This window comes from Pedobacter sp. 01T416_2, assembly GCF_056398925.1.
Window position 1 is genome coordinate 1 of sequence record NZ_JBFTQI010000285.1, and the last position, 6771, is coordinate 6771.

At 39.9% G+C, this 6771-nt stretch carries 4 protein-coding genes; all 4 read left to right on the forward strand.

Going from position 1 to position 6771, the window contains the following annotated elements; translation table 11 throughout:
* Window positions 1–414 (forward strand): MFS transporter (locus tag AC1DPQ_RS13400; RefSeq protein ID WP_477609708.1); only part of this gene is annotated, 414 nt, incomplete at its 5' end.
* A 224-nt stretch (window positions 415–638) separates the two neighbouring features.
* Window positions 639–4007 carry a DUF5107 domain-containing protein gene (locus tag AC1DPQ_RS13405; RefSeq protein ID WP_477609710.1) on the forward strand — a complete coding sequence of 1123 codons (3369 nt, stop codon included), beginning with the start codon at window positions 639–641 and terminating at the stop codon, window positions 4005–4007.
* Window positions 4008–4248: 241 nt separating this feature from the next.
* Window positions 4249–4890 carry an RNA polymerase sigma factor gene (locus AC1DPQ_RS13410; RefSeq protein ID WP_477609712.1) on the forward strand — a complete coding sequence of 214 codons (642 nt, stop codon included), beginning with the start codon at window positions 4249–4251 and terminating at the stop codon, window positions 4888–4890.
* Between the two features lie 198 nt (window positions 4891–5088).
* Window positions 5089–6351, forward strand: coding sequence for a FecR family protein (locus AC1DPQ_RS13415; protein ID WP_477581416.1), 1263 nt, complete (start codon window positions 5089–5091; stop codon window positions 6349–6351).
* Window positions 6352–6771: the final 420 nt, after the last annotated feature.

A 6771-nucleotide genomic window follows, 5' to 3' on the forward strand; every position in this document is an offset into this window, starting at 1 on the left:
TTAGGAAGAAGGCCGCTGATGCTTATTGGTTCTATGGGACTTGCTTTTGCTTATCTGGCCATTGCTTATTTTCTCAATATCAAAGCCGATCCCAATCTCATATCTATATTTGTGCTTTTGGCCATCGCACTTTATGCAACATCCCTTGCTCCGGTTACCTGGGTGCTTATATCCGAAATATTCCCCAACAATATTAGGGGAATTGCTTCTTCGATATCGATAGTARGCCTCTGGACGGCCTATTTTATACTGGTCTTTACTTTTCCTATACTGGCAAAACTCATCGGTACTTATGGCCCGTTTTACTTTTATTCTGCCATCTGTTTTGCTGGTTGGCTGTTTGTAAAACTTAAGGTAAGGGAGACCAAGGGAAAGACCCTTGAACAACTGGAGAATAATTTTATGCCACATTGATAATCGCAATCCCAGAAAAAATACATCTATAAAAGGTTAGGCCAAAAAGATCATAATCTTACCGATAAAATGCGACAGGCAGATGAGATCAGACTTTTTTTTAGAAAAATACGCTATTGGGATTTTGATCAGTTGGGTACCGCTATATTTTCGACAGAAGAATGGTTGAAACCAAAGGAATCTCAGAAAAAATTGAAACGAATTAACAAATAATAGTATTGAAGATGATAAATTCTAACTCGACAGAATTGAATACCGCTGAAACTTTTCAAGACGAAAAAATTACCGCTTACCTGATACAATCTACTGTTAGTGAAAATGGAGTAGTACGTGTTTGGGAAGAAGATATATTATTGCCAACTTACCAAATAGGTGAAGAAGAGAAAAACCCTATTTTTCTGGAGAAACGCATTTATCAAGGAAGTTCGGGCGCGGTATATCCTTATCCGGTTGTAGAGAAGATTTCGGATGAAAAAATAGACAAATCATACCATACTGTATTTTTAGAGAATAAATACATTAAAATAATGATTTTGCCAGAGCTTGGAGGAAGGGTTCATATGGCATACGACAAGGTGAAACAACGCCATTTTGTGTATTACAACCAGGTGGTCAAACCAGCACTTGTAGGACTTACGGGGCCTTGGATTTCAGGTGGGATAGAGTTTAATTGGCCTCAGCACCACCGGCCAAGTACTTTTCTCCCTGTGGATTTTCTTATCGAAGAAAACAACGATGGGAGCAAAACAGTTTGGTGCAACGAAGTAGAAAGAATGTTCAGAACAAAGGGAATGCAGGGGTTTACGTTGCATCCTGACAAGGCTTTTCTTGAAATCAAAGTGAAAGTTTACAACAGAACCGCTCTCCCGCAAACCTTCCTATGGTGGGCGAATCCTGCGGTAGTTGTAAATGATGGTTACAAATCGGTTTTTCCACCGGATGTGCATGCCGTTTTTGACCACGGAAAGAGAGATGTCTCCAAATTTCCGATCGCAACCGGTGAGTATTATAAGCAGGATTATTCGGCGGGTGTCGATATTTCAAAATACAAAAACATTCCGGTCCCAACATCTTATATGGCGGTGCAGTCTAAATACAATTTTGTCGGAGGTTATGAAGATGGCGTTCAGGCTGGTTTATTGCATGTTGCAAACCACCATGTTTCCCCCGGGAAAAAACAGTGGACATGGGGGCACGGCGATTTTGGACGAGCCTGGGACAGGAACCTGACTGATGTGGACGGTCCGTACATTGAATTGATGACCGGAGTTTTTACGGATAATCAACCCGATTTCTCCTGGTTGCAAGCTTATGAAGAAAAATCATGGACGCAGTATTTTATGCCCTATTCTGAAGTGGGTTATGTAAAGAATGCCACCAAAGATGCCATTATCAATGTTGAATTGGAGGGGGATAAGGCTGTTCTGATTCTCTATACGACAAGTCTTTTTGAAGATTTAAAAGTGGAATTAAAAGACAAAAACGGGATTCTATATGAAGAAGTTATTTCCTGTTCTCCATCAAATCCATACAAAAAAAGTATTTCTGTTGAAAAATCAAGATCCGAAGAATTAATTTTTACCGTTTATTCGGCTAAAGGGGCTGTTTTAGTACAATATCAGGAAGAAAAAGYCGAAATAAAACCCATTCCGGATCCTGCAAAAGCAGCTTTGGATCCTGCGGATATTACATCAATTGAGCAGTTGTTTCTCACCGGACTGCATTTGGAACAATACCGTCATGCCACTTATAACCCATTGGATTATTATTTTGAAGCCTTAAAAAGAGCGCCGAAAGATGTGCGGTGCAATAATGCTGTTGGTGTACTGATGATGAGAAGAGGACAGTTTGAAAAAGCGGAAGGCTATTTCAGAACTGCACTAGAAACATTGACCGAACGCAATCCCAATCCCTACGATGGGGAACCCTACTATAATCTGGGACTTTGTTTGAAGATGCAGAACAAGAATGAGGAGGCTTATACGACACTTTTTAAGGCAACATGGAATGCGGCATGGCAGGATGCTTCTTTTTACCTTCTGGCGCAAATAGACAGTATAAGGGGCGAATGGGGCGAAGCTTTGGAACGGATCGAATCTTGCCTTATCCGTAACTGGCACAATCATAAAGCCCGTCAGTTGAAGGCTTCTGTTTTGAGAAAATTAGAAAGAGACACAGAAGCATTGGCCTGGATTGAGGATTCCCTTAAAATTGACAGCTTTAATATGGGATGCCGTTTTGAGAAATATTTATTGACCAATGACAAAGCCATCCTTGATGAAATGAAAACCATCATGCGTGGATGGTCCCACGGTTACATCGAATATGCACTCGATTTTGCCGGAGCAGGATTATATCAAGAGGCAAGCGAATTATTGCAGGGCTGCCTCAACGCCGGAAGAGAGAATTATCCGATGGTCTGCTATACTTTAGGCTATTTTGCGTCTATGGGTGGAAATCGATCAAAAGCGATTGAATGTTATGAAAAAGCGGCTCAATTGTCCCCGGAAAAATGTTTCCCCAACAGAATTGAGGAAGTAAGTATTCTTAAAGATGCCATTTCACTGAATCCACGTGACGGCAGGGCGTCGTATTATCTAGGTAATTTTTGGTACGCTTTCCGCCAATATGAAGAAGCAATCGAATGTTGGGAGATTTCTAGAAGTACCGATGACCAGTTTCCGACCCTGTTGAGAAATTTAGCACTGGCATATTTTAACAAACGAGGGGATAAGGTTTTGGCTAAGGAATTACTTGAAAAAGCATTTGAACTGGATAAAACGGATTCCAGAATATTTATGGAATTGGATCAGTTGTACAAAAAAATGGCTGTTGCGCCCGCCAAACGTTTAGAGATGCTGATCAGACATCTGGATTTGGTTGAAGAACGGGATGATCTGTGCATTGAGCGTATTACTTTACATAACCAGGTCGGCGAATATGAAATTGCTAAATACCTGATTGCTCAGCGAAAATTCCACCCCTGGGAAGGTGGGGAAGGAAAAGTTACAGGTCAGTACATTTTTTGCAGGGTTGAACTGGCAAAAAAGGCTATTAATGAAAAACGTTTTAATGAAGCGATAGGGTTATTGAAAGAAACAGATGTATATCCACATAACCTGGGAGAAGGAAAATTAACCAATGCCCAAGAGAATGAAATAGATTATTATAAAGGCTTGGCCTATAAAGGCCTTGGTGACCAAGAGAATGCCCAAATACATTTCGTAAAGGCTACATTGGGGGCTTCGGAACCCACTCAGGCCTTTTTCTATAATGATCAACAGCCTGATAAAATTTTCTATCAGGGACTTGCCTGGCGTGAACTGGGCAATGAAGAAAAAGCCCGCAGCCGTTTTAACAGACTTATTGCGCACGGCGAAAAATATCTTTTTGAAGAATCTAAAATCGACTATTTTGCTGTTTCTCTTCCAGATTTGGCCATTTGGGACGATGATCTAAATGATCGCAACAAGGTACATTGCTATTATGTAATGGCATTGGGTTATAGTGGCTTAGGGAATGAGATTGAATCGGAAAAATATTACGATAAAATAAAGGAGCTGGATATAAACAAACAGACGTTTAGAAAATAAGGTTGCCCTGGAAATGTATAAAATAGGCTCATTTCATTTTGCTGCTGARCAGTATTTATGAACAATTTTTTTGGAAGCAGTTTACGCACTGGCATAAGGAATAGACGGTGGTTTGCTATTACAAACTAATTGAGAAAGTTCAGACTGAAATTCGTATTTAGACAAGTCTTATCTGCCGCAAATGATAAACAGCAGGTTATTTATTAAAAATAGTTTGATCATATCGAGATAATATGTATATATGTGCATACAAATTATGAGGTATATTGCAAATAAACGGAAATCAATCAAATCTAAGGATATTGAGGACAATCCCGTGCTATTACATGAGTTTCAGAACGGGAGTGAGCAAGCCTTTGATCAGATTTTTACCTGCTATTATCCTTTATTGTGTGTTTATGCCAGCCGCGTCCTGTCTCAGCCGGGTATGGGACAAGATTTTGCACAGGAAAGCCTTGTTACGGCATGGAATCGCAGGGCCGATTTTGATAGTATTTTCAAAATTAAAGCATTTCTTTATACCTGTGTCCGTAATGCATGTTTCAAGCAATTAGAAAAAGAGAAGGTAAAGGCCAAATATGAATCTTCAATAGGTTCGAATGAGCTCATCGAAGACCAAACTGCCCTGAAGGATATCATTCATGCTGAGGTGATCAGCCGGATTTTTGCATGTGTAGATACTTTACCAGAACAATGCCGTAAAGTTATTTATATGACCTTTAGGGAGGATAAAAAACCAAAAGAAATTTCGGAAGAACTAGGGATTACCATCAGTACAGTAAACAGCCAAAAGATGAGGGGGCTTAATTTATTAAGGCAAAAATTGCCCAATAGCGAATACCTGCTTATTGCGGTTATTCTATTTACAGGAGTCCGGCATTAAGCTCCTTTTAAGCATGCCAGGCAAATATTCTAAAAAGCAAATCCATATTCATAATATGTAAATCTACCCAGCGTGCCGGGCCTGGCGGATAACAAGCCCTCCTCAAAGGTTGCTCTCGTGTTTTTTACCCAAAAAAACATCTGAAAAGTGATATGAAATATGCATTTGACAGGCTTCCTAAAAAAAAATTAAAATCTTTTGGACAAATTCAATAGGCATCCGGTTATAGAGATAATTGAGCCAAATATATTAACGATGGGACTTCCAAATGTAAATTTCAGTAGCCGCATAGCAGCGCTAATCTGTGGGTATCTTTTTAATGAACTCAACGATGGTGAGCTGGAGGAATTGGAGCAATGGATCAATGCCTCGCAAGAGCATAAGGAGATATTTGAAAGTATTTTTGATGAGGCCAGTCTGGAAAATCAAGGCCGGATCTATAATTCTGTAGATGTGGACTTGGCTTTGATTTCGGCAAAACAGCGGTTGAAATTTGTTGAAAGACCTGGAAATAATACAAATAAAAAGATCAGACCACTTTGGATATACATTGCTGCTGCATCGATTATACTGCTGATCACTACAATTGGAGTATATCACTTAAGAAATCCCAAACCCTTATCGGTACCCTCAGCTTTAGCTAAACGAAGTGAAATTAAACCTGGGAGCAATAAAGCTACCTTAACACTGGCAAACGGGAAAAAAATTGTTTTGTCGGCAGCAGCAAACGGGGAGCTTGCCAAAGAAGCAGGAGTTGTAATTACCAAAGCGGCAGATGGGATGCTGGTTTATGAAGTAAAAGCTCAAAATGGACAGGATAGCCATCAAATGAATTCTCTTTCGACTGCGAAAGGAGAACAGTATCAGGTAAGTTTACCTGATGGCACCAGGGTTTGGCTAAATGCGGCTACATCATTAAAATATCCCAGTTCTTTTAGCGGGACAGGTGAACGCATGGTGGAACTAAGTGGAGAAGCTTATTTTGAGGTGGCAAAGGATAAAATTCACCCTTTTATCGTGAAAACGGATCGACAAGAGGTGGAGGTACTGGGTACACACTTTAACCTCAACAGCTATTCTGATGAAGAGGTTACAAAAACGACCTTGCTGGAAGGTTCTGTAAAGATCAACCACAGGGTTTTACTCAAACCGGGCGAAGAGGGGGTGTCAGCCAAAACAGGCACTTTAACAGTTAATGCGGTTGATACCGAGAGTAGTGTAGCCTGGAAAAACGGCCGCTTTGTTTTTGAAAATGAACTGTTGATGACCGCCCTGAATAAAATAGCCAGGTGGTATGATGTAGAGGTAGAGTATCAGGACCAGAATCTTGAACGCTTGCCTGTAGGAGGAAGCATATCCAAGTTCGATAAAGTTTCAGAAGTTTTGGCTTTATTCGAAAAAACAGGGGGGCTACAATTTACAATTAAGGGCCGAACGGTAATTGTCGGTAATAAAAAATAAACTCAAGGCGCTATCTATAAGGAGCCTTGTTAACTAACCAAATATAAACTCAAACTAACCAACCATGAGAAAACCCAGAAATGTGCCTTAGCGGAAACTAAAACGGTAATCATATAAAAAAATCTGGAGCGTAGCAAGCGCCCCAGATTAGCATGTCTGATTAAACCGAAAATGAGTGTTGAATTCCTTTTTTAATCTAAACAGAAATCCAAATGTATAAAAATTACACCAATAATGTATGTTGGCCTAATCGGCTATTGCCAAAAATCCTGTTGACTATGAAACTGACGAGCGTTTTATTAATAGTGACTATTATGCAGGTAAGTGCAACAGGTTTTGCACAGAAAATAACCATAAAGCAGAAAAATGTTTCCCTGGAACAGCTTTTTAAGGTAATTACCAAGCAAACTGGCTATAATG

Coding starts and splice junctions, on each gene's coding strand:
- AC1DPQ_RS13410 (WP_477609712.1), top strand. CDS start 4,249: ATGTGCATACAAATTATGAGGTATATTGCAAATAAACGGAAATCAATC.